Source organism: Amycolatopsis sp. SB7-3 (assembly GCF_041021335.1).
In the GTDB taxonomy this organism is placed as follows: Bacteria; Actinomycetota; Actinomycetes; order Mycobacteriales; family Pseudonocardiaceae; genus Amycolatopsis; species Amycolatopsis japonica.
Genome location: NZ_JBFPJQ010000006.1, coordinates 317,796 through 337,766 on the forward strand (window position 1 = coordinate 317,796; position 19,971 = coordinate 337,766).

A 19,971-nucleotide genomic window follows, 5' to 3' on the forward strand; every position below is an offset into this window, starting at 1 on the left:
CTCAGCCGAGGGAAGGAGGCCTTCACGCGCACTCGGGCGCTACTTGTCCCGCCGCCGCAGTGAGCGCGGGAACAGGCGGCCCTTCCACGACATCGGCGCGTTCCGCTTCAGGCTCTTGCGCACCTCGTCGAAGGCCGGGCCCAGCGTCCGGTCGTCGGCCGGCTTGTCCGAGTACCACGACCGCTCCACGACGCCGATGACCGTCCGCAGCCCGGAGCGGCCCTCTTCGTCCAGCCGGTGCTTCTCGACGACCTTCCGGCCCGCCACGCGCACCGTGTCGCCGCCGGACAGCGGCAGGCCGCGGTCCGCGCACTCGTCCATCAGCTCGCGCCACGCCGCGTCGGCCGCGGCGGGGGAGCGGGACGCGATCTTCTGCAGTCGCAGCCGCCGCTTGATCTCCCGGATCGCCGTCGGCGTCCCGAGCCCGCCGAGGACGACCACCAGCGCCAGCGCGAACCACCACGACACCCACGCCGCCAGGAACGCGAACGCCGCCACCCACAGCGCGATCGCGATCAGCGGCAGCCAGTTCGTCACGTTCTGGTTGTCGAGGAACCCGTGTTCCGGTTCCGGTGCGTCCGGGGAGGACGACGACCGCATCAGCGCCCGGTATCTCAACCGCGACCGCACGATCGCGACCACGGTCAGCGCGGCCGCCAGCCCGCCGAGGATCCCGGCGAGGATCGCGGGCCACAGCGGCTCTTCCTCCTGCTGGCCCGTGCCGCCGTCGGCACCGAGGTCCTCGCCCTGGTCGCGGGGGGTGCCGGTGGCGGGGGCGCTCGACGCGGGCGCGCTCGGCACTTCCTGGGTGTCGTTCGTCGTGGAGCTGCCGGCGTCGTTCTGCAGGTACGGCGGGACGACCGCGCGGCCGTCGAGCAGCGGGGTCGGGTCGAAGCTGACCCAGCCCTTCGTCTGGAAGTAGACCTCGACCCACGCGTGGGCGTCTTCGGAGCTGATCGAGACGTGATCGCCCTTGGGCGTCCCGGAGGTGAAGCCGATGGCGACCCGCGACGGGATGCCGACCGCCCGCAGCATCACGGCCATCGCGGACGCGTACTGCTCGCAGAACCCGCGTTTGCCGTTGAGGATGAAGTCGGCGAGCGCGTCGGAGTCGGTCGCGTCGGCGGTCTTGGTGTCGTACACGAAACCGTTCTGCGCGGTGAAGAACGACCAGAGCGCCTGCGCCTTGTCGAAGTTGTTCGACTCGTTCTCCGTCAGCTGCTTGGCCTTCGCGACCACGCGGGGATCGACGCGGTCGACCTGGGTGAACTGCGGCGGCACCTCGGCCAGGCGGGGGTCGTCGAGCCGGAGTTCGTCCTTCGACGGTTCCTTGATGGACGCGGTCTCGGTGTAGGCGGGCGCGTTCTGCTTGGTCGTGGTGAACACGGCACCGCCGACCGGGTCGTACAGCCAGTTGTCGGCCAGCCCGTTGAGCGCCCTCGGCGCGCCGTAGATCGGCAGCCAGTTGTCGACCCAGTTCGTCGGCTCGATCCGGATCTCGCGTCCGGGCCCGGCGCCGTCGTCACCCGGTGCGGGCGGAAGCCCCTTGTTGGCCTGCACGCCCTGCTGGGCGCGGCCGTTCTGCGCCAGCCCCCAGCCCTTGTTCGGGGTGTAGGTGTCGAGGGTGAACGCGCGCAGCAGCCGTTTGTCCGCGCCCAGCCCGTAGACCTTGAACAGCTCCACGTTCTCGCCCTGGTCGAGCAGGCCACGCAGCTGGGTGAACGGCTCGACGCCGAAACCGCCCGCGCCACCGCGGCCCGAACCCTGGCCGCCGGGAAGGCTGCCGACGGTGCCGACCCCGGTGACGGCGGTGCCGATCACCAGGCCCATCGCGATCGCGGCGGCCACCACGCCGACGGGCGCAGACAACGTGCTCGCCGAATTGCCCAGTCCGGGCGCGTCCCGGTTGCGCCAGCGGCGATGGCGGTGGTTGCCGTCGACGGCGAGCAGACCGGCGAACGCGGCCGCGCCGAGCAGGAACGTCCACCACGGCAACATGTCCTCGGCCAGCGCGGCCGGGACGGCGTACACGCACAGCAGGACCAGTCCGGTCGCGGCGGGCGCGGCGGCGGCCACGGCCAGCGTGTCGACCAGGACCGCGACCAGGCCGATCGCGATGGTGATCAGGCAGAGGATCGGCGGGGTGCCCTCGACCGGCGGCAGGCCGACACGGATCTGCTCGGCCGCGGCGGCGAGGACACCGCGCAGTTCGTCGAGGGCGTCCGGGCCGGGGAAGATCTTCAGGATCCCGCTGGTGGTGAACGCCCCGGTGATCAGGAGCAGCAGCACCAGCAGCTGCGCCAGGCCGACGACGATCGTCGGCGCGCGCAGCGAGCGCAGGGCGAGGCCGGTCGAGGCGATCAGCACGACGGCGACCAGCAGGTAGCCGAACCACGCCCAGCCGGAGACCACGCCGGTGAGCGAGGTCGAGGCGAACAACGTGGCGAGCCCGGCGGCGACCGGCGCGAGCACGCTGCTCGTCCAGACGGGCGGCGGGGCGGCGGGGCGCGGTTTGGGGGTGTGCCGCAGGGGCGGCGCGGTCGCGGTCACAGGCCGCCTCCGATCAGCGTGCCCCGGCGGGTGGCCGTCTGGCAGAGCTCGGCCCAGACCTGCGGCATGGGCGATCCGGGACCGGCGACGACGACGCCCCAGCCCGCGGCTCGCAGCAGCGCCACCGACTCCTCGGTGGCGGCGGCACGGTTTTCGGGCCGGTTGACGCCGGACGACCAGCCGGGGGTGTCGAGCAGCACGGCGAGGCTCCGGATCCCGCGCGGGCGGTACCGGGACAGCTCGTGCACGGATTCGTTGCTGACGGTGCCGAGCACCGCGATGAGTTCCTGTCCCTCGGCCGGGTCGTGGCCGAGGGTGATGTCGCGCTGGTGCGCGGGCTGGAGCGCGGCGAGCACGTCGAGCACGACGTTGTCGTAGTGCTCGCCACCCTCGCCGGGGGTGTCGGCCAGGGTCAGGCCGTGTTCGGTGATCAGGCGGACCCGGTGCCCGGAGCGCCGCAGGTGCAGGGCCACGGAGGCGGCGAACGAGACGGCCCATTCGAGGCTCGCCGCGGGGCCGGTGCCGTGGTGCGCGGCCGCGCGGTGGTCCAGCAGCACCGTGGTGCCGCCGCGCCACGGCCGTTCCTCGACGCGGACCATGATCTCGTCGCGGCGGGCGGTCGAGCGCCAGTGGACCTTCCGGAGGTCGTCGCCTTGGCGGTACTGCCGGACGATCACGTCCGACTCGCCCTGCCCGGCGTGCAGGCGGATGCTGCCGTCGTCGCCCGCGCCGATCCCGGCGCCGCTGGGCAGGCCCCACAGGCCGACCACCTTCGGCACGACGACCAGCCGGGAATGCGCGATCAGCTCGCGTTCGAACTCGCAGAGCCCGAACGGGTCGGTGATCGTCGCCCGCAGCGGGCCGACCTGCTGGATCCCGCGCAGCACCGGCTGCAGCGGATACCGCAGCGCGACCCGGCGGTCGTGGGGGAGGCGTTCGACGACGAACCTCGGCCGCGAACCGAGCGCGTAGGGCACGCCGTCTTCGAGCAGCACCTCGCCGGCCGGGAGCCTGCCGTTCCGCCAGAGTTCGAGCTGGACCTCGCCCGGCGAGCCGACCGAGACCCGCTCCGGGCGCAGCGAGCGGGCCGCACCCAGCCGCAGCCGGGTCGCCGAGATGAAGAAGGCGACCAGCAGCGGCAGGGCGATCACGAACACCGCGACCCGCAGCAGATCCCGTTCGTTGAGCACGAACGAGCACGCCGCCGCGGCGACGCCGGCGGCGAGGAGGCAGCGGCCGCGTGTGGTCAGGCCGGACAGCGCACGCAGCATGGCCACGTTTCCTTTACTCAGCGGTGGTTCGTGCCCGAGGAGCCCTGCGGAACGGGAACGCGGTGCAGGATCGCGCGGACCACGTCGGTGGCCGACCGGCGGGCGGCGTGCGCCTCGGTGGTGAGCACCATGCGGTGGGCCAGCACCGGCACCGCGACCGTGTGCAGGTCGTCCGGGACGACGAACTCGCGGCCGGACAGCGCGGCCTGCGCGCGGGCGGCGCGGACCAGCTGCAGGGTCGCCCGCGGCGAGGCGCCGAGACGGATCTCCGGCACCTGACGGGTCGCGGCCACCAGGTCGACGGCGTACCGGCGGATCTCCGGCGACATGTGCACCGAGCGCACCGTCTCGATCAGCCGCTGCACCGACTCGCGGTCGGAGACGGGCTCTAGGTCGGCGAGCGGGTTGTGCCCGGCGTGCTCGTCGACCATGGCCAGCTCGGCCTGCTGGTCGGGGTAGCCGATGGACACCCGCGCGGTGAACCGGTCCCGCTGGGCCTCGGGCAGCGCGTACGTGCCCTCCATCTCGATGGGGTTCTGGGTGGCGATCACCATGAACGGCTCTTCGAGGTGGTAGGTCGAGGTGTCGACGGTGACCTGGTGCTCTTCCATGCATTCGAGCAGGGCCGACTGCGTCTTCGGCGAGGCGCGGTTGATCTCGTCGCCGACCACGATGTTCGCGAACACCGGGCCGGGACGGAACTCGAACTCGCCGCTCTGCCGGTTGTAGATGGACACCCCGGTGACGTCGCTGGGCAACAGGTCGGGGGTGAACTGGATCCGGCTGACGGTGCAGTCGATCGAGCGGGCCAGCGCCTTCGCCAGCGAGGTCTTGCCGACCCCGGGGACGTCTTCGACGAGGAGGTGGCCTTCGGCGAGCAGGGTCACGAGCGCGATGCGGATGACGTCGGGTTTGCCGACCAGTACCCGCTCCACGTTGGCGGCGATCCGCCGCGCGGTCTCGTGCAGTTCGTCCAGCGACGCTGGGGCTTCACGGCCGTTCTGCCGGCCGCTGACCGAGCCGGCGCCCGTGGGGTACGGCGCTTGCCCGGTTGCCTGCTCGCCCTGGTGTTCGCCGGGCGTCGCAGACTGGATTCTCGACGTCACTCGACCTCCTGATGCCGCGTGGCTGGATTTCCGCTGGGTCCTCTGCCGGACCGTTCAGTCCCCCGGGCAGCGGTCAGCCTCCCACGAAGTGTGTCAAACTCGGGCGAACTCGTGGGGGGAACCCCGCCAACCCCAGTCGATGACTCTGTGCAACCAGAGACCTTACCTCGATCGGGTGAGGTGAGCGCGTTTTCGGGTGCTCCCGCTGACACCTTGTTTTGTCGTATGCTCCGGTGCGAGGTCGCTCGACTACGGAGAGGCGTAATCGCATATGAGCGAGGTGAGTACCGCCAAGCCGAGGTTCGATCTGAGCGGGTTCGCGGTCGCGCCGGAGCTGGCCGCCGACGCCCACGTGAAGATCTCCGCCCTGCAAGACGTGGTCGGCCAGATGGTCCGCGAGGCGAAGGTGCTCGGCCGCACGGTTCCCCTCGGCGGGGGATACGCGGACGAGGTCGGCAAGTTCATGGCGCAGTACGGGATCGGCGCCGAAGGCTCCGCGGTCGAGGCGCTCACCGCGTTCGGCAAGGAACTCGAGGCGCTCAAGAACCGGATCGAGAAGGCGCTGGCGAAGTACACCCGACAGGATGAACAAGCGGCGGCGGATGTGGATTGTGTCGGCGGCTGACCCCATGAAGTCCGGCCTCTCCGCGCTCGGCGTCCTGGTCGTCCTCACAGTGTCCGCCTGCGGGCAAGGGGCCGCGGGCCAGACGCCGGTTCCGGCCGCCGACGGCGCCCCGGCTCCCGCGTCTTCGTCCTCGGATCGCGGCGTGGATCCGTGCACGCTGCTCGACCCGAAGGACAGGTCGACCGCCGGGATCTCCGTGCTCGGCGTCGCGAAGGAGATCAACGGCGCCCGCGCCTGCGACTGGACGGTGCCCGCCACGTTCGGCGTCACCATCACCGTGGACGAGAAGAACGGCCTGGCGGATCTCGAGGTCGAGCGCAAGACCGCCACCAAGACCAAGGTCGGCGGCCGGAACGCGCTGAAGGTCGCCGACAAGAAGGCCGCCGACGGGACCTGCGCGGTCCTGCTCGGCATGGGGGAGAAGGCGAGCGTCCAGATCGACGTGAGCAACACGAACTTCGCCGACACCCCGCTCGCGTGCGAGCGCGCGGTGACGGTGGCGGGATTGGCCGAACCGAAACTGCCTTAGGAGTGACAGTGCCTGATGGAGAGACGCCGGGACGCGAGGTCCCGGTCGCGGCCACGCGGTACGAGGCGTACAGCCACGAAGCGCTGGCAGCCGAGGTCGAAGCGGGCAACGACCCCGAGGCCGCGGGCGGTATCGGCGCCGGCTGGGACGCGCTCGCGCGGCGCATGCAGGACGCGACGTCGGAACTGGCCGGGCTGGTCGGCAGCAGTGAGGAGAACTGGCGCGGGGAAGCGGGCGACGCGCTCCGCGGGGTGCTGGCCACGGCGTCCGGCTGGCTGGCGTGGTCGGCGGACCTCTCGTCCTCGCTCGGGAAGGCCGTGTCCGGACAGGCCGAGGCGGCCGCGCGGGCCCGCGCCGACATGCCGCCGCCGGTGGATTACGACCCCGGCGCGATGATCCGCGGCGCCGCGGCGGGCGGGAACCTCGCGCTCCTGGCCGCGCTCGCCGACGAGATGGAGGCCAAGCACGCGGAAGCCGAAGAGGCCCGCCGCAAGGCCGTCGACGTCATGAACACCCGCGATGCCTCGCTGCGTTCGCTGACCCCGCGGGTCTCCTTCGGGAAGCCGCCCGAGCTGGGGCGGTCTTGATCCGCGTTTCCGCGTCGGCGTTCGACGTCCTCTGGACCGATCTGGGACACGCGGCCCCGCCGTGGCCGTTGTCCGTGCGCAGCGTCGGCACCACGGAAGCGGAACGCGCCGAGATACGCGGCGCTGTCTACGACAACCTCGCCGAACGAGGCCTCTATGACGGGGACCGGCTCGACGCCGCCCTGGAAGCGCGGCTGGACCTGCTCGCACGCGCCGAGGTCTACGTCGAATGCGAGGCGCTGGCCGACATGACGGCTCCGGCGCCGTTCCGCGCGGTCGCGGCCGCGCGCGGGCGGCACGGCGTGCTGGCCACGCAACCCGAGCAGACCATCGCGCTCTCCGGGATCGGCGACGGCGAGGTGTTCGGCGCGATCGTCGACGTCCTGCCCGAACTGCGGCCCGGCCCGGGTTACGGCATCAGCCTGCCCGCGGCGCGCTTCGGCGACGCCCTGGAGGATCCGGTGTTCGGTGACGGCGGGCGATCGTCGGCTTCGGACAGCCAGCTGCGTGAGGTGCTCGCGATCCAGGCGCGGCCCGTCTACAGCGCGGGCCAGTTCACCGTGCGGACCCGCGACCGCGACGGCCGGGCGCACCGGGCGGGCGGGCTGACCTGGTTCGACACCGACGTCGGCGCGTACTGCGCGGCGCGCACCGAGGGCCGCGGCGGGCAGACGTGGGTGAACGTGTCCCCTGTGGACGGTCCCCGGCTGGCCGCGCGATTGGCTTCGCTGCTCGACCCGGACCGCTAAGTTGTGACGAGACGAACGCCTGAGGGGGCCTTCGGGAAGTGGGGGTTTCGGAATGACCGTGCCATTCGGTGGCCACGTGCGGGATCCGCAGGAGTGGATGCGGGAACAGGAGCGGCGCAGCGCCGCTCTGCTCGCCAAGGCGGAACAGGCGAAGGCCGATCTGGAGAACAACGTCGTCACGCTGAGTAGCCCGGACCGGCTGGTCACCGTGACGGTCAACCCCGGTGGGGGACTGACGTCGCTCTCGCTGTCCCCGCAGGCACAGGAGCGTCCGCCCGCCCAGCTCGCGTCGCTGATCATGAGCACCTACCGCAAGGCGACGACGCGCGCGGCGGACCGGACGCTGGAGATCATGGCCGGGCTGACCGGCGAAGACTCCGACGCGGTGGACTTCATCAAGAGCACCTTGCCGCCGAGGGAAGAAGCGCAGCCCGCTCCGGAACCGGACGACTCCGCACGCTTCGGCGTCCCGGCCGAACCGCCGCCCGCTCCGCCCCGGCCACCCCGTCCTGTGTCCGATGAGGACGACGGCGAGGACTTCCAGCACGTCGACTGGACCGGCCGCTCGTGAGCGGGCCGGGATACGGCGTCTCGCCGGAACGCCTCAAAGCACACGCGGACCAGGTCACCGACCTCGCCGACCGCATCCGCGGCGCGGCCTCGGCGGCGAACCAGGTCGGGATGGGCGGCTTCCAGGGCTATGGCCTCCTGTGCGCGGTGCCCGTCGGCGGTGTCCTTCAGCTGGCCCAGGGTGACGCGGACGAGCTGATGACCAGCGCGGCGAATCTCGGCGACGCGTTGTCCGACGCGCTGCGGAAGGCGGCCACGGACTACACGAAGATCGACGACGACGCGGCGCAGCTCGGCCGGGACCTGGGGAAGAAGCTGTGAGCGAAGGACCTGTCGCGGGCCCGAGGGAACAGAACCTGGTCGCGCAGAAGAACGAAGAGAAGAAGAACTTCAAGGGTGGCGGCCTGGCGGACAGCCTCGAAGGGCTGGCCGGCACCCTGAACCCCGATCAAGGCCAGGACATCGACTCGTTCGCGCTCGCCATGGACGGGGTCTCGGTCGGGCTGGACCTGCTGTCGATGGGCTTGAACCCGCTCGGTGAGCTGGTGAAGGCCGGAGTCGGCTGGCTGATGGAGAACCTGGAGTTCATCCGCGAACCACTGGAGATCCTCACCGGTGATCCCGATCTGGTCCAGCAGGCGGCACAGACCTGGAACAACATCGCGACGGAACTCGAGGCGGTGGCGGGCGACTACGAAGGTGCGCTGAGCACGACATCCGGGTGGGACGGTGACGCGGCGATCGCGTACCGGCGGATCGCCCTGCAGTACACGCAGTCCTTGCGCGACGTCGCGGCCGAGGCGAAGGATTCGGCCCACTGGATCACCACGGGCGGGATGGTGGTGGCGACCGCGCGGGCGCTGATCTTCGACATCATCGCCGGCTTCATCAGCGATGTGATCACCCGTGCGCTCCTGGCTCTCGCCTCATCGTGGTTCACCCTGGGCGGCTCGGTCGCGGCCTTCACCGCGAGCATCTTCGCCGACGCGGTCAAGGTCATGGCGAAGATCCAGAAGAAGCTCGGCAAGCTGCTCAGTGCCATCCAAAAGTTCGTGAAACGGTTCGAAGGATCGAGCGACCGGGCCCGGGAGGCGGCACGGGCCCTGGGGCGTAAGGCTTCGGACCTGGGCCACGAGGCCAATCAGGCGATCAAGGCCAGTGACAAGACACTGGACGCTTTCAAAGCCGACAACCTCAAGCTCGCGAAGAAGGCCTTGGACTCCGACGCGACAGGTGCCGAGCGTGTGCTCAAACACGCGCGGGGCGGGATGAACCGGATGGAGAACACCGTCGCGGGCAAGATCGCCGACAACACCTACCTGAAGGTCGGGAAGGAAGCAGGCAAGGCCGCCGCGGAGAATCGCGTCCAATACGACGGCGGATCGGCCGAGCGCGGCAGGGTCACACCGCCCACCACCGGCCGGATCAGCGGAACGCTCGACGACGACGATGACTGAACGGACCGGACAAGACGAGCGGCCGGTTCGGAAACGGCGAGGCCGGGTCAGTCTGAGGGTGCTCTCCGGTGTCGTCGTCGCGGTGGTGACCGCGTGGTTCATGTTCTCGCTCGGATTGTCACTGGGGATCAGCGACACGGGGAAAGTGGACCGGTTCGGGGTGGCGCGCATCCAGGAATGCCACCGCAGCCCGCTGCGGTTCTGGCTGATCCATGTCTGCCGAGCCGAGGTGACGTGGGATCGGAAGGCGCCGGGCAAGCCCCTCGTCAGTTCCGCTGTGATCGGTTCGGTTTCGAACCTGTCGGGCGAGGTGAACGTCGTGTCCTACCAGTCCGCGGGCCGCTATGGCGGGTCGCAGTACAACGCCGTCCCCGTCGAGCGCCCAAGGCCGCTGTTCTCGTTCGGTTGGTGGTTTTTCTTCACTGTCGTGAGCTTGGTCCCCGGGTATGTCGCCGGGTGGTTCGCGGGCAAGGGCATCGACCGGCTCCTGCCGGAACCGAAGGAGAAAACCAAGGACTGGCGCGGCGTCAGCCGTCGCGCCACACCGGGAATGAACGGACGCCGTCGACGGCGGGGCCGCTGATGCCCGAACAGACGACGAGCCCGGCCCGCCGGACTCGGTGGTGGCCACCAGGCGTGATGGGCGCCGTCGGCGTGATCCTCACGTTGTGGCTGATGTTCTCCCTGCAGTGGGTGGTCGGGTTCGAGCCCTGGGGCAAGCCCACCCGGGCGGGTACCGCGCAGATCGGGCAGTGCCAGCGGAACCCGGTTCACACCTGGATGACTTTCCGGTGCGAGGCGGAAGTCAGGTGGGACAAGGTTTCCCCAGGCGGAGAACAGGTCTCGACCGCGTGGGTCACCGCGGTTTCCGCGCTCTCGGGCAGGGTGCCGGTGGAGGAGTACAAGTACCGGAAGAAGAACAGTTCGAGAGGTGGGTTTTCCGTCGTCCCGGTCGATCGGCCGTCGTGGCCGGTCGCCGACGGCTGGTGGATCCTTCTCGTCTTCGTGAGCGTGATCCCAGGGTGGATCGCGGGCTTCTGGGTGGGTGACCGTCTCGGCCGGCTCCTGCCTGAACCGAAGGAGAAGCCCAAGGACTGGCGCGGCGTCAGCCGTCGCGCCACACCGGGAATGAACGGACGCCGTCGCAAGCGCAACCGCGGCTGACCTCGTGAGTGGCGAGGACGGTTAGAACCAACCGTGTCCTGGATACCTTCTGGCGGTCTTGCGTGATTGGTTGGACGACACACGTGATCAGACGGACGACATGTGTGTCTGAACGGACGGCACGAGGCGGAGGCTTCGCCGCAGGTGTGTCGTCCATCTGGTCACGCGTGTCGTCCGTCTGATCACGCGAGTTCCGCCTTCGATCACGCGAGTCACGCCGCTGATCACGTGAGTGCGGTGCCACGAGGACGGGCCGCAGTCCTTTGTCGACCCCGGGTCATGGGATGACCCGACGGCCACCCTCCACTGTGTCCTCGGCGGTCCCCACCACGCCCCACCGGATTCCCCACTTTCACCCCCACTTCGCACCACAGCAGGGTTCCGGCGGCCGATATCCGGACGTGTCAGGCATGGATGAGGTTGCTTCGATACCCGCCCAGGGGGATCTTGGCCACCGTCCCCCACCGAGCCCCCACCAGGCCCCACCTGGCTGACCAGCGAAAACGTCTGACACGACGGAGTGGTCGCGGCTTTTGCCGCGTTGACTGTGGTGAAAAGTGGGGTACGGTGGTGCGCAGTGGGGCAGAAGGGAGCCCCGTGGCCGGGCTTGGCTGTTCGCAGCCGGGATCGGTAGGGAGGTGGAGCCGGTGTTCCTCGGCACCCACACCCCGAAACTGGATGACAAGGGGCGGCTCACGCTGCCCGCGAAGTTCCGCGACGCGCTCGCCGGTGGGCTGATGGTCACCAAGGGACAGGATCACTGTCTCTTCGTCTTTCCCCGGGCCGAGTTCGAGCAGATGGCGAGGAAGGTCGCCGACGCCCCGTTCACGAACGAGGCGGTCCGGGCCTATCAGCGTTATCTCTTCGCCGGGACGGACGAACAACGCCCGGACGGGCAAGGACGTATCGCGATCGCGTCCGAGCTCCGACGCTATGCCGGGCTGAACAAGGAGTGCGTGGTGATCGGGGCGATCACCAGGCTGGAGATCTGGGACGCCCAAGCGTGGCAGGGCTACCTGGACGAACACGAGGACAGCTACGCGAAGGCTCGAGAGGAAGTTCTGCCGGGCGTCTTCTAGACGTGGCCGAGGAAGCACCCACGCCGTCGGGGGGCGCGGGTTCACGCTTCGGACACGCCGGGAACCGTCCACACGGATGCCGTGAGGCCTCTGTCCGCTCAGTGGCCCTGGTACACCTTCCCCGGTACCAGGTCAGCAGGCGGGCGGACAGGGACCTGACGGCATCCGGCATCTTCCCCGGCACTACAGGAAAGGGGGGAAGACATGGCAGACGAACACGAGCACGTCCCGGTGCTGCTCGACCGCATCGTCGAACTGTTCGCGCCGGTCTTCTCCGACCGCGAGGCCGTGCTGGTCGACGCGACCGTCGGGCTCGGCGGTCATTCCGACGCGCTGCTCACCGCGTTCCCCCGGCTGCGCCTGGTCGCCCTCGACCGTGACCCCAACGCGCTGGAGCTTTCCGCGAAACGGCTTGCGCCGCACGGTGATCGTGTCGACTTCGTGCACGCGGTCTACGACGAGATGCCCTCCGCGCTGCAGGGACTCGGACTGTCCAGAGTGGACGGGATCCTGTTCGACCTCGGGGTCTCCTCGATGCAGCTCGACCGGGCCGAGCGCGGTTTCGCCTATGCCAAGGATTCCCCGCTCGACATGCGCATGGACCCGACCACCGGGTTCACCGCGGCCGACGTGCTCAACACCTACGCCCCCGGCGAGCTGATCCGGATCCTGCGCGACTACGGCGAAGAACGGTTCGCCCAGCGGATCGTCAAAGCCGTTGTGGCGGAACGGGAGAAGGAACCCTTCACGCGCAGCGGACGGCTGGTGGAACTGCTGTACGACGCGGTCCCCGCGGCGAGCAGGCGTACCGGCGGGCATCCGGCGAAGCGCACCTTCCAGGCGTTGCGGATCGAGGTCAACGGTGAACTGGAGGTGCTGCGGCGGGCGATGCCGCGGGCGCTGTCCTGCCTGGCCGTCGGCGGCCGCATCGTCGTGGAGTCCTATCAGTCCCTCGAAGACAGGCTGGTCAAGCAGGCCTTCGCGGAACTGGCGAAATCCCGGACGCCGGAAGGGCTTCCGGTGGAACTGCCGGGCCACGGCCCGGAACTGAAACTGCTCACCAGAGGGGCCGAGAAGGCCGGCGAGGCGGAGACCGAACAGAACACGCGGGCCGCCTCCGTGCGGCTACGGGCCGCCGAACGGATCGGAGACCGAGCACGATGACCGCTCCCGCGAAGTCCCGCGGCCGCCGGACACCGCCGCCCGGACGGCGTGCCCGCGCGACCGCCACCGCCGACCAGGCGACCGACACCACCGAGACCACGACGTCCCGCGCCTCCCGTGGCCGGACGTCGGCGGCCGAGCGCGCCTACGCCCGCCGTGCCCAGCGCGCCGACCTGCTGCAGCGAGACCAGCAGCGCAACCGTCCCGACGCGGAAGGCGGCGCGGGCAAGGAAGAGCCGAAGAAGAAGCTCAAGCTGCGCTGGCCGCGTTCGCGCGCGTCGTTCGTGCTGATGATGATGGGCATGCTGGCCGTCGGTGTGGCGTGCACGCTGTGGCTGACCACGCAGGCCATCGCCGATTCGTACCGGCTCGAACAGCTCCGCACGACCAACGCCGGGCTCGCCGAGGCGAAGGAACGGCTGCAGCGCGAGGTCGCGAAGGCCGAGTCGCCCGCATCGCTGGCGCCCAAGGCCAGGGAACTGGGCATGGTGCCCGGTGGCGACCCCGCGCATATCGTGGTCGGCCCGGATGGACAGTCCACTGTGGTCGGTGAGCCGAAGAAGGCCGAAGGGGAGGCGCCCGCCGCCTCGACCGAATCGACGGCGCCCCCGCCCGCCGAGGGAACGCAGCAGGGCACCCCGTACGAGGGCGACCAGCCCGCGGTGCCGCAGGAGAACGCGGCGACCCCGGCGCAGGGAGGTCAGTGATGTCGCCCGGCCGCCCGGCTCAGGCCAGGGCCAGGTCGGCGGGGAGCGCGCGGCGGACGTACGCCGCCGGGACCCGTCGTGCCACCGCCCGCCGGGGCAACGGCGGGAACCGGAGCCGGTTCACCGGTGTCCGGATCCTGCTGATCGTCGTGATGGTGCTCGCCGGCCTCAAACTGGTGCAGGTGCAGTGGTTCGAGGCCGGCGCGCTGTCCGAGGCGGCGGAACGGCAGCGGACGTCGGTGATCGAAAGTCCCGCGCAGCGCGGCTCCATTCTGGACCGCAACGGGACGAAGATCGCGTTCAGCGTCGAGGTGCGGACGCTCGCGGTGAGCCTGAACTGGCTCCACAAGACGATGGACGACTTCGCCGCGAAGAACCCGACCAAGGGCAAGAACTTCGAGTCCGAGGTGGCGGGCGCGGCGAAGCTGATCGCGGCCAAACTGCCCGGGGTGATCACCGAGCAGGAACTGCTGGACAAGTTCCACAAGCCGGACGGCTTCACCTACCTGGTCCACGACATCGAACCTTCGGTCGCCGAGGCGATCGTCAAGGAATACCCGTGGATCAGCGTCGAGAAGCGTTCGAAGCGGGAGTATCCCGGTGACTCGGTCGGCGCGAACATCGTCGGCTACGCGAACTGGCGTACCGACGACAAGGACGTCTCCAAGCACAACCTGCACGGTGGCTACGGTCTCGAAGCCTCGCGGGACAACGATCTCGCCGGAACACCGGGCCGCAAGATCGTCAACACCCGGAACGGCAACGACAATCTCGTGATCCCGGGTACCGAACGGGACATCCAGAACGCCGTCCCCGGTTCGGACCTGCAGCTCACGATCGACACCGACCTGCAGTACGAACTGCAGCGGCAGCTGAGCGATTACGTCGCCAAGTCGAAGGCCAAGGGCGGCCAGGCGGTCATTCTGGACTCGAAGACCGGCGAGGTCTACGCGCTGGCCAACGACAAGACCGTCAACCTCAACGACCCCGCTTCGCGCAGCGAGACGGAGAACCTGAACAACCGCGCGGTGACCACGCCGTTCGAACCCGGTTCGGTGAACAAGATCGTCACCGCCGCGGGCGCGATCGACGCGGGTATCACCACGCCGGAGGCCTCGCTGCCGGTGCCGGGTTCGTTGCAGGTCGCGGACAAGATCGTCAAGGACGCCTGGCACCACGGCACCCAGCAGTTCACCACCACCGGCATCTTCGCGAAGTCGTCGAACGTCGGCACCCTGTTGCTGGCGCAGAAACTCGGCGAGGACCGGTACGCGGATCTGCTCAAGAAGTTCGGACTCGGCCAGCGCACCGGGCTCGGCCTCCCCGGTGAGAGCCCCGGTGTCGTGCCGCCGCGCAACCAGTGGTCGGCCACGACCTTCGGAAACCTGCCGATCGGACAGGGACTTTCGATGACCGTCGTGCAGATGGCCGGGATGTACCAGGCCATCGCGAACGACGGCCTGCGGGTGGAACCCCGGGTGGTCAAGGCGAAGGTCAACCCGGACGGGACCCTCGTCCCGGAGCCGGCGCCGAAGACCGTCCAGGTCATCAGCCCGCAGGCGGCGAAGACCGTACGCGAGATGATGCGCGCGGTGACGCAGAAGGGCCGCGGGCAGCAGAGCGGCACCGGACCGAAGGCGGCGCTGGAGGGCTACCAGATCTCGGGCAAGACGGGCACCGGCCAGCAGGTCGACCCGCAGACGAAGACGTACAGCAACCATCTGTACAACATCACCTTCGCCGGGATCCTGCCCGCCGACAACCCGCGTTTCGTGGTCGGCATCCGGCTCGACGCGCCGGACGCCACCCTGCAGCAAGGACTCTCGGCCGCGCCGCTGTTCCATTCGGTGGCCGCTTACCTGGCGCAGCGGTTCCAGATCCCGCTCTCGGACGGTCCGTCGCCTCAGGTGCCGCTGGTGCTTTCCTGACGTGACACGCGTGTCCGGAGCCGCAACTCGCGTGCTTGAAGGCGGAACTCGCGTGTTCGGGGCCGGATCTCGCCCAGCGGGAGCGCGCTGAGGCTCGCTGTCCTCAAGCGACAGTCGGAAGCCCTTGTGTGCCAAGGAGAGCTCGCGAAACCCATTACCACGAGCATGATCGCCGCGCTCACACCCCGCACCGCTTCAGTCACCCGAATGCCGCGCCGGTAACCTCCTTGGCTGTGTCGGTGCCTACTTCAGATCCCCGCAGCGGTCCCGCCGTCGAAAGCGGGTCCGGCGCGACGGCTGCCCAGGTCCCGGACAGCCCGGTTAAGGCCGTCGCCGCACCCCCTCGTCCGGCCAGGATCGAGCCGATGCCGCTGGGCACGCTGCTCGCCAGGGCGGGCGCCCGGCTCGTGGTGGGTGGCGACGACTACCCGGCCGCGGCCGAGCTGACGGTCACGGGCAGCACGCTCCGCGCCCAGCACGTCCTCCCCGGTGACCTTTTCGCCGCGCTTCCCGGTGCTCGCGCCCACGGCGCGGACTTCAGCGACCAGGCCATCGCGGCCGGTGCGGCCGCCGTGCTCACCGACGAGGCCGGTGCCGAGCGTCCGGTGCTCCGCGACGCCGGCGTGCCGATCCTGGTGCACCCGGACCCGCGGGCCGCGCTCGGCGAGATCGCCGCCTGGATCTACGGGGAGCCGTCGCTGGAGCTGTCGGTCCTCGGCATCACCGGGACGTCCGGCAAGACCACGACGTCGTACCTGGTCGACGCCGGGCTCAAGGCGGCCGGGCTCACCACCGGGCTGATCGGCACGGTCGAGACCCGGATCGCGGGGGAGCGTCTCGCCAGCGGGTTCACCACCCCCGAGGCGCCGGATCTGCAGGCGCTCCTGGCGGTGATGGTGGAACGCGGCGTCACGCACGTCCCGATGGAGGTCTCCAGCCACGCGCTGTCGCTGGGCCGGGTCAACGGCACGCGCTTCGCGGTCGGGGCCTTCACCAACCTCTCCCAGGACCACCTGGACTTCCACAAGGACATGGAGGAGTACTTCGCCGCCAAGTCGCTGCTGTTCGACGGCCGGTCCACCGCCGAGGTGGTCGTCGTCGACAGCGCCTGGGGCCAGGCGCTCCTCACCCCGCACACGGTGACCGTGTCCACCGAGCCGGGGACGGACGCGCTGTGGCGCGCCACCGACCTCAACCCCACCCCGGCCGGCGAGCAGACCTTCACCCTCCACGGTCCCGAGGGCCTCACCGCCGCGGCCAAGATCCCGCTGCCGGGTGAGTTCAACGTGGCCAACGCCGTGCTCGCGGCCGCCATCCTCGACACCGCCGGTGTCCCGCTCGACGCCATCGTCGCCGGGCTCGCCTCGGTCGAGGTGCCGGGCCGGATGGAGCGGGTCTACCTCGGCCAGCCGTTCACCGCGGTGGTCGACTACGCGCACAAGCCCGCCGCGGTCGCGCAGGGGCTCGACGCGCTGCGTGCCCGCACCGAGGGCCGGATCATCACCGTCCTCGGCTGCGGCGGGGACCGTGACACCGCCAAACGCCCGGTCATGGGCGAGGCCGCGGTCCGCCGCAGCGAGGTGCTGATCGTGACCGACGACAACCCGCGGTCGGAGGATCCGGCCGCGATCCGGGCGGCGATGCTGGCCGGTGCCCGCAACGCCGGACCGGCACTGGGCGGCGAGATCCTCGAGATCGCCGACCGCCGGGAAGCCATCGTCCACGCGGTCGAGCTGGCCCGGCCCGGCGACATCGTGCTCATCGCGGGCAAGGGCCACGAGACCGGCCAGGAGGTCCAGGGTGTCGTGCACCCGTTCTCCGACCGGGAAGAGCTGGCCGCCGCCATCCGCAGACGTCTGGAGACAGTGTGATCGTGCTCAGCCTGGCCGAGATCGCCGCCATCGTCGGCGGGCGGCTGCATCGGACCGACGGGACCGCCGAGGTCACCGGAAGCGTCGAATTCGACACCCGTGAGGTCACTCCCGGCGGTCTGTTCATCGCGCTGCCCGGCGCGAAGGTCGACGGCCACGACTTCGCCGCGCGGGCGGTCGACGCGGGCGCCGTCGCGGTGCTCGCGGCCCGCGAAGTCGACGCCCCGGCCGTGATCGTGCCGCCGCTGGCGGCCGGCGAGGGGCACGAGCGGGCGTTCGCGCTGGTCTCGGACAAGGACGGGGCGGGTGCCGCGGTGCTGGCCGCGCTCGCCAAACTCGCCCGGCACGTGATCCAGAAGCTCGCGGGTGACCACCTGACCGTCGTCGGGGTCACCGGTTCGGCGGGCAAGACCTCCACCAAGGACATCATCGCCCAGCTGCTGGAGCCGCTCGGCCCGACGGTGGCGCCGCCGGGCTCGTTCAACAACGAGCTGGGCCACCCCTGGACGGCGCTGCGGGCCGACGACTCGACGCGGCAGCTCGTGCTGGAGCTCTCCGCCCGCGGGCCCGGCCACATCGCCGAACTGGCGGCCATCGCGCCGCCGCGGATCGGGGTCGTGCTCAACGTCGGCACCGCGCACGTCGGCGAGTTCGGCTCGCGCGAGGGCATCGCCAAGGGCAAGGGCGAGCTCGTGGAGGCGCTGCCGAGCGCCGAGGACGGCGGTGTCGCGGTCCTGAATCTCGACGACCCGTACGTCGCGGCCATGGCGAGCCGGACGAAGGCCCGGGTCGTGTTCGTCGGCGAGAGCGAGTCCGCGCAGGTCCGCGCGGTCGACATCACCCTCGATGACGAGGCGCGCGCGTCGTTCCGCCTGGTCACCCCGGACGGCGAAGCGCCGGTGAAGCTGCCGCTCTACGGCGAGCACCAGGTCGGCAACGCGCTCAGCGCGGCCGCTGTGGCCCTGGAGATGGGCTCGACGGTCGAGGAGGTCGCGGCCCGCCTGTCGAGCCTGGAGCGACGCTCCGAGCGCCGTATGGAGGTCACCACCCGCGCCGACGGCGTCACGGTCCTCAACGACTCCTTCAACGCCAGCCCCGAGTCGATGCGGGCCGCGCTCAAGGCGCTCGCGTCGATGAGCGCGAACCGCCGCTCCTGGGCCGTGCTCGGCGTGATGGGCGACCTCGGCGAGAACTCGGTCGCCGCGCACGACGGCATCGGCAGGCTCGTCGTCCGGCTCAACATCGACAAGCTCGTGGTCATCGGCCAGGCCGCCGCGGCCACCCATCAGGGTGCCCAGCACGAGGGTTCCTGGGGCGAGGAGTCGGTACTGGTACCCGACGTCGAGGCCGCCATCGCCCTGCTGCATGATCAGCTCCGCGCGGGAGACGTGGTGCTGGTGAAGGCGTCCAAGGCCGCCGCCCTCTGGCGGGTGGCCGACGCCGTGCTCGCCGCTCCCGTAACCGACGCTGAATCCCCTGTAGTAGCCCCTTCCCCCTCTCACGAACGCTCGAACGGTGGTGACGCGTGATCAGCATCCTGATCGCGGCCGCGGCGGGCCTGCTGGTCTCCATCCTCCTCACTCCCTATCTGATCCGGGTGTTCTCCCGGCAGGGCTTCGGCCAGGAGATCCGGGAGGAAGGACCGCAGGGACACAAATCCAAACGCGGTACCCCGACGATGGGTGGTGTCGCGATCATCGTCGCGATGGTCGTCGGGTATTTCGTGGCGCATCTGATCAGCGCGCTCAGCGGCGGCAACGGCACCGGCGGCCCGTCCGCCTCGGGGCTGCTGGTCCTCCTGCTGGCCGTCGGCCTCGGGCTCGTCGGGTTCCTCGACGACTTCATCAAGATCCGCAAACAGCGCAACCTCGGGCTGAACAAGACCGCGAAACTGGTCGGCCAGCTCGTGGTCACGATCGCCTTCGCGATCCTGGCGCTGCAGTTCGCCGACGAACGCGGGCTCACCCCGGCGTCGGAAAGCCTGTCCTACGTGCGGGACCTCGCGCTGATCACCTTCCCGTCGGTGTTCTTCGTGATCTTCTGCTACATCGTCATCTCGGGCTGGTCGAACGCGGTGAACTTCACCGACGGCCTCGACGGTCTCGCCGGCGGCACCGCGGCGATGGTGCTGGCGACCTACGTCGTCATCGCCTTCTGGCAGACCCGCCTCTCGTGCGCGGTCACCCCGCAGGCCGCCTGCTACGACGTCCGTGACCCGCTGGACCTGGCGGTGGTCGCCGCCGCGGCCACCGGCGCCTGTGTCGGCTTCCTGTGGTGGAACGCCGCACCGGCGAAGATCTTCATGGGTGACACCGGTTCGCTGGCCCTCGGTGGCCTCGTCGCCGGTCTGTCGATGACCACCCGCACCGAGCTGCTCGCCATCGTCATCGGCGGTCTGTTCATGGTCGAGATGATCTCGGTGGTCGCGCAGATCGCCGTGTTCCGCACGACCCGGCGGCGGCTGTTCCGGATGGCCCCGTTCCATCACCACTTCGAGCTCGCGGGCTGGGCCGAAACCACCGTCATCATCCGGTTCTGGCTGCTTTCGGCCATCTGCTGCATGTTCGGTCTCGGCCTGTTCTACAGCGAACAGCTCGGTCTCGGGGGTTAAGCG

At 70.2% G+C, this 19,971-nt stretch carries 19 protein-coding genes; 16 read left to right on the forward strand and 3 right to left on the reverse strand.

All coding sequences use genetic code 11. From position 1 onward, the window contains the following. Positions 1-39: 39 nt before the first annotated feature. The 3 genes from AB8M46_RS34240 to AB8M46_RS34250 are packed head-to-tail and all read right to left on the reverse strand — an operon-like array spanning position 40 to position 4,927. Entirely contained in the window at positions 40-2,550 is a 2,511-nt protein-coding gene (locus AB8M46_RS34240; protein ID WP_037343161.1) for a DUF3488 and transglutaminase-like domain-containing protein, read from the reverse strand. Continuing rightward, a complete protein-coding gene (locus AB8M46_RS34245) occupies positions 2,547-3,821 on the reverse strand; it encodes a DUF58 domain-containing protein (RefSeq protein ID WP_037343164.1) in 1,275 nt (424 codons plus the stop codon). Before AB8M46_RS34245 ends, AB8M46_RS34240 begins: the two co-directional genes overlap by 4 nt. A 17-nt stretch (positions 3,822-3,838) precedes the next feature. Continuing rightward, a complete protein-coding gene (locus AB8M46_RS34250) occupies positions 3,839-4,927 on the reverse strand; it encodes a MoxR family ATPase (protein WP_350596250.1) in 1,089 nt (362 codons plus the stop codon). 271 nt (positions 4,928-5,198) lie between these two features. On the opposite strand from AB8M46_RS34250, the gene AB8M46_RS34255 reads away from it, so the two are divergent. From AB8M46_RS34255 to mraY, 16 genes are all read left to right on the forward strand, one after another. Then, complete coding sequence (locus AB8M46_RS34255) at positions 5,199-5,552, forward strand: hypothetical protein (protein WP_037343168.1); 354 nt, start codon at positions 5,199-5,201, stop codon at positions 5,550-5,552. Positions 5,553-5,556: 4 nt separating this feature from the next. Next, positions 5,557-6,081 (forward strand): DUF3558 domain-containing protein, encoded by a 525-nt coding sequence (locus tag AB8M46_RS34260; RefSeq protein ID WP_394362889.1) that lies wholly within the window; start codon positions 5,557-5,559, stop codon positions 6,079-6,081. 8 nt (positions 6,082-6,089) lie between these two features. Further along, the gene (locus tag AB8M46_RS34265; protein WP_125737859.1) at positions 6,090-6,668 is read left to right on the forward strand and encodes a PPE domain-containing protein; all 579 of its coding nucleotides are present in this window, start codon (positions 6,090-6,092) and stop codon (positions 6,666-6,668) included. Continuing rightward, the gene (locus AB8M46_RS34270; protein ID WP_037343174.1) at positions 6,665-7,417 is read left to right on the forward strand and encodes an ESX secretion-associated protein EspG; all 753 of its coding nucleotides are present in this window, start codon (positions 6,665-6,667) and stop codon (positions 7,415-7,417) included. Before AB8M46_RS34265 ends, AB8M46_RS34270 begins: the two co-directional genes overlap by 4 nt. A 52-nt stretch (positions 7,418-7,469) precedes the next feature. Further along, entirely contained in the window at positions 7,470-7,988 is a 519-nt protein-coding gene (locus tag AB8M46_RS34275) for a YbaB/EbfC family nucleoid-associated protein (protein ID WP_394362890.1), read from the forward strand. Then, positions 7,985-8,308: a type VII secretion target gene (locus tag AB8M46_RS34280; protein ID WP_038516452.1), complete on the forward strand. Its 324-nt coding sequence runs from the start codon at positions 7,985-7,987 to the stop codon at positions 8,306-8,308. The genes AB8M46_RS34275 and AB8M46_RS34280 overlap by 4 nt, the downstream gene beginning before the upstream one ends. Then, on the forward strand, positions 8,305-9,444 hold the full coding sequence (locus AB8M46_RS34285; protein WP_037343182.1) for a WXG100 family type VII secretion target: 1,140 nt from the start codon (positions 8,305-8,307) through the stop codon (positions 9,442-9,444). Before AB8M46_RS34280 ends, AB8M46_RS34285 begins: the two co-directional genes overlap by 4 nt. Before the next feature lie 82 nt (positions 9,445-9,526). Next, on the forward strand, positions 9,527-10,027 hold the full coding sequence (locus AB8M46_RS34290) for a hypothetical protein (RefSeq protein WP_394362891.1): 501 nt from the start codon (positions 9,527-9,529) through the stop codon (positions 10,025-10,027). Further along, complete coding sequence (locus AB8M46_RS34295) at positions 10,027-10,608, forward strand: hypothetical protein (protein WP_394362892.1); 582 nt, start codon at positions 10,027-10,029, stop codon at positions 10,606-10,608. Before AB8M46_RS34290 ends, AB8M46_RS34295 begins: the two co-directional genes overlap by 1 nt. 647 nt (positions 10,609-11,255) lie before the next feature. Continuing rightward, positions 11,256-11,687 carry a division/cell wall cluster transcriptional repressor MraZ gene (gene mraZ / locus AB8M46_RS34300; RefSeq protein WP_005156436.1) on the forward strand — a complete coding sequence of 144 codons (432 nt, stop codon included), beginning with the start codon at positions 11,256-11,258 and terminating at the stop codon, positions 11,685-11,687. Between the two features lie 204 nt (positions 11,688-11,891). Then, positions 11,892-12,851, forward strand: a complete 960-nt coding sequence (gene rsmH, locus AB8M46_RS34305) for a 16S rRNA (cytosine(1402)-N(4))-methyltransferase RsmH (protein ID WP_394362893.1) — start codon at positions 11,892-11,894, stop codon at positions 12,849-12,851. After that, a complete protein-coding gene (locus tag AB8M46_RS34310) occupies positions 12,848-13,558 on the forward strand; it encodes a hypothetical protein (protein ID WP_037343185.1) in 711 nt (236 codons plus the stop codon). The genes rsmH and AB8M46_RS34310 overlap by 4 nt, the downstream gene beginning before the upstream one ends. After that, complete coding sequence (locus AB8M46_RS34315; RefSeq protein WP_037343188.1) at positions 13,558-15,486, forward strand: penicillin-binding protein 2; 1,929 nt, start codon at positions 13,558-13,560, stop codon at positions 15,484-15,486. The genes AB8M46_RS34310 and AB8M46_RS34315 overlap by 1 nt, the downstream gene beginning before the upstream one ends. A 365-nt stretch (positions 15,487-15,851) precedes the next feature. Next, a complete protein-coding gene (locus AB8M46_RS34320) occupies positions 15,852-17,357 on the forward strand; it encodes a UDP-N-acetylmuramoyl-L-alanyl-D-glutamate--2,6-diaminopimelate ligase (RefSeq protein WP_378422486.1) in 1,506 nt (501 codons plus the stop codon). Next, on the forward strand, positions 17,354-18,886 hold the full coding sequence (gene murF / locus AB8M46_RS34325; protein ID WP_394362894.1) for a UDP-N-acetylmuramoyl-tripeptide--D-alanyl-D-alanine ligase: 1,533 nt from the start codon (positions 17,354-17,356) through the stop codon (positions 18,884-18,886). The genes AB8M46_RS34320 and murF overlap by 4 nt, the downstream gene beginning before the upstream one ends. Beyond that, positions 18,883-19,968 (forward strand): phospho-N-acetylmuramoyl-pentapeptide-transferase, encoded by a 1,086-nt coding sequence (gene mraY / locus AB8M46_RS34330; RefSeq protein ID WP_016332673.1) that lies wholly within the window; start codon positions 18,883-18,885, stop codon positions 19,966-19,968. Before murF ends, mraY begins: the two co-directional genes overlap by 4 nt. Positions 19,969-19,971 lie beyond the last annotated feature (3 nt).

What these genes read in the sequence shown, in the direction of transcription:
- AB8M46_RS34260 (WP_394362889.1), top strand. Translation starts at nt 5,557, where the DNA reads ATGAAGTCCGGCCTCTCCGCGCTCGGCGTCCTGGTCGTCCTCACAGTG.
- AB8M46_RS34275 (WP_394362890.1), top strand. Translation starts at nt 7,470, where the DNA reads ATGACCGTGCCATTCGGTGGCCACGTGCGGGATCCGCAGGAGTGGATG.
- AB8M46_RS34315 (WP_037343188.1), top strand. Translation starts at nt 13,558, where the DNA reads ATGTCGCCCGGCCGCCCGGCTCAGGCCAGGGCCAGGTCGGCGGGGAGC.
- AB8M46_RS34295 (WP_394362892.1), top strand. Translation starts at nt 10,027, where the DNA reads ATGCCCGAACAGACGACGAGCCCGGCCCGCCGGACTCGGTGGTGGCCA.
- rsmH (WP_394362893.1), top strand. Translation starts at nt 11,892, where the DNA reads ATGGCAGACGAACACGAGCACGTCCCGGTGCTGCTCGACCGCATCGTC.
- AB8M46_RS34245 (WP_037343164.1), bottom strand. Translation starts at nt 3,821, where the DNA reads ATGCTGCGTGCGCTGTCCGGCCTGACCACACGCGGCCGCTGCCTCCTC.
- AB8M46_RS34310 (WP_037343185.1), top strand. Translation starts at nt 12,848, where the DNA reads ATGACCGCTCCCGCGAAGTCCCGCGGCCGCCGGACACCGCCGCCCGGA.
- AB8M46_RS34320 (WP_378422486.1), top strand. Translation starts at nt 15,852, where the DNA reads ATGCCGCTGGGCACGCTGCTCGCCAGGGCGGGCGCCCGGCTCGTGGTG.
- AB8M46_RS34255 (WP_037343168.1), top strand. Translation starts at nt 5,199, where the DNA reads ATGAGCGAGGTGAGTACCGCCAAGCCGAGGTTCGATCTGAGCGGGTTC.